The following is a 2,173-nucleotide window of genomic DNA, read 5'->3' as shown; positions in this document are numbered from 1 at the left end:
GACGATGCACAGCAGCAGCAACCCGCGCCGCCCGCCATCACCGGAGCGCCGCTTGGCGATGAACCCCTCGAAGCGCGCGTGCAGCCGCTCCCGGTTGGCCTGGTAGGCGAGCACGGCGCCCAGGCAGGGCGCGACGACCACCAGGTTGTACACCGCCAGTACCGCCGTGCTCGTCGTCGTGCCGGGGTCCGCGCGGCCGATCGTGGAGATCGCCGCCAGGTAGGGCAGGGCCGTGGACACCTCCACCGCCCACACCCCCAGCGCCACTCCGGCCACCACGAGGAGCCCGCGCCCGGCCTCCCGTACGTCGCCTATGCGTGCCGGTTTGTCCACCGGGGCCGCGATCCCGTAGACGAACAGCCCGAGCCCCGCGGCGAGTTGCAGGTAGTCGATGCCCCGCTCGCCGACCGCGCCCAGCGCGGCCACCGCGCCCGCGGTCAGCGCGACGCCCGCCGCGAGGTAGACGGCGTAGAAGACGCCGAGGAACACGAGCACGCGTGACATCGGTCTGCGGTGCGCCAGCAGCAGGTGCAGCGTCACCAGAAAGAGCGTGATGTTGAGCGAGTCGAGCAGCGCGAGCCCGGCTACGGTCAGTAAGTCCTTTGCTCCCAAGGTCTGATGTCCTCTCCCCCGTGAGGTGTGCTTCGGGGCAGCCTAATGCGGGACGAACGGGATGAACGGCCACCTGAACCGGCGTTTCCGAAGCTGTTCGTGCAGGGCTCGATTCACGCTTGCCAAACGGACTTCCGGTCCGTAACGTCGAAGTGGACCGAAAGTCCGGTTAATCGTCACGGAGAGCGCATGCCTGTCGAACCAGTCCCCAGCCCCCACGTCCTCGTCACCGGCGCCAACGGCACCACCGGCCGCCACGTCGTCGCCGGGCTCCTCGCGCGCGGCGCCACCGTCACCGCAGCCTCCCGCTCCGCGAACCCGAGCTTCGACTGGCACGATCCCGCGACCCACGCCGCCGCCCTCGACGGCGCCACCGCCGTCTACCTCGTCCCACCCGCGGGCGACCCCGAACCGCAGCGCGTCATGCTCCCGTTCCTCAAGCGCGCCAAGGACTCCGGCGTGCGCAGGGCCGTGCTGCTCAGCGCCGCCATGCTCCCGCCGGGCGGCCCGGCGGCGGGCAGCGTGCACCCGGCGCTCCCCGAGCTGTTCGACGAGTGGACCGTGCTGCGCCCCAGCTGGTTCATGCAGAACCTCACCGACCACCACCTGCACGCCGACAGCGTCCGCGCGCACTCCACCATCACCACCGCCACCGGTGACGGCAAGGTCGCGTTCATCGACGCCGAGGACATCGCCCGCGTCGCCGTCGAAGCGCTCCTGCGCCCCGACCCGCTCAACACCGACCTGATCCTCACCGGCCCGGAAAGCCTGTCGTACCAGCAGATCGCGGCCGTCCTCACCGACGTCCTCGGCCGCGAGATCACGCACACCGCCGTCACCGCCGCCGAGTTCCAGCGCCGCTACGCCGAAGCGGGCATCCCCGCCGAGTTCGCCGCCCTGCTCGCCCGGGGCGACACCGCCATCGCGGCGGGCGCGGAAGACCGCACCACCACCGCCGTCCGGACCGTCACCGGCCGGGAACCCCGCTCGTTCCGGGACTTCGCGACCGCCCGCGCCGCCGCCCAGCGGGAGAAGACCGGCGGAACCGACCGGCGCCGCTGAACCCCTAGGATCGGTGCGGACCCCGATTCAGCGCCGAGTCCGGACCAGGACGGGAGAACCACCGTGGTCGTGAGGGAACGCGCCGACGCCGCCCGCAACCGGCGGGCCATCCTCGACGCCGCCAGCGCCCTGTTCGAGGCCGCCACCGACCCGCTCGCCGTCACCATGGACGACATCGCGGCGTCGGCGGGCGTCGGCAAGGGCACCCTGTTCCGCCGGTTCGGCGACCGCGCGGGCCTGGTCCGCGCGGTCTACGCCACCCGGTTCGGCGCGCTCTACGAGGCCATCACCTCCGGACCACCCCCGCTGGGCCCCGGCGTCCCGGCCCACGAGCGCGCCCTGGCCGTCCTGGACGCGATCGTCTCGGTCAAGCTGGACAACCGCCGCATCGCGCTCGTCCTGGAGAGCCTGGGCCCCGAGGCGGAGAGCACCAGCCTGTTCGACTCCGCCAACTACCGCACCGCGCACACCCTGCTCGCCGAGCTGGCGGCCGAGCTGG

Annotated in this window: 3 protein-coding genes; 2 read left to right on the top strand and 1 reads right to left on the bottom strand. The window is 72.6% G+C overall.

The window, feature by feature from the left end; translation table 11 throughout:
- Positions 1 to 612: GAP family protein (locus ACTUAL_RS02890; protein WP_440899169.1), on the bottom strand; the 612-nt coding region annotated here is incomplete at its 3' end.
- A 189-nt stretch (positions 613 to 801) separates the two neighbouring features.
- Between ACTUAL_RS02890 and ACTUAL_RS02885 the strand changes: the two genes are divergently transcribed.
- Positions 802 to 1,674 (top strand): NmrA family NAD(P)-binding protein, encoded by an 873-nt coding sequence (locus ACTUAL_RS02885; RefSeq protein ID WP_440899168.1) that lies wholly within the window; start codon positions 802 to 804, stop codon positions 1,672 to 1,674.
- A 63-nt stretch (positions 1,675 to 1,737) separates the two neighbouring features.
- A partial coding sequence (locus ACTUAL_RS02880) for a TetR/AcrR family transcriptional regulator (RefSeq protein ID WP_440899167.1) occupies positions 1,738 to 2,173 on the top strand: 436 nt, incomplete at its 3' end.

Source organism: Actinosynnema sp. (assembly GCF_052038725.1).
This window is presented reverse-complemented; position numbering and strand designations above follow the sequence as displayed.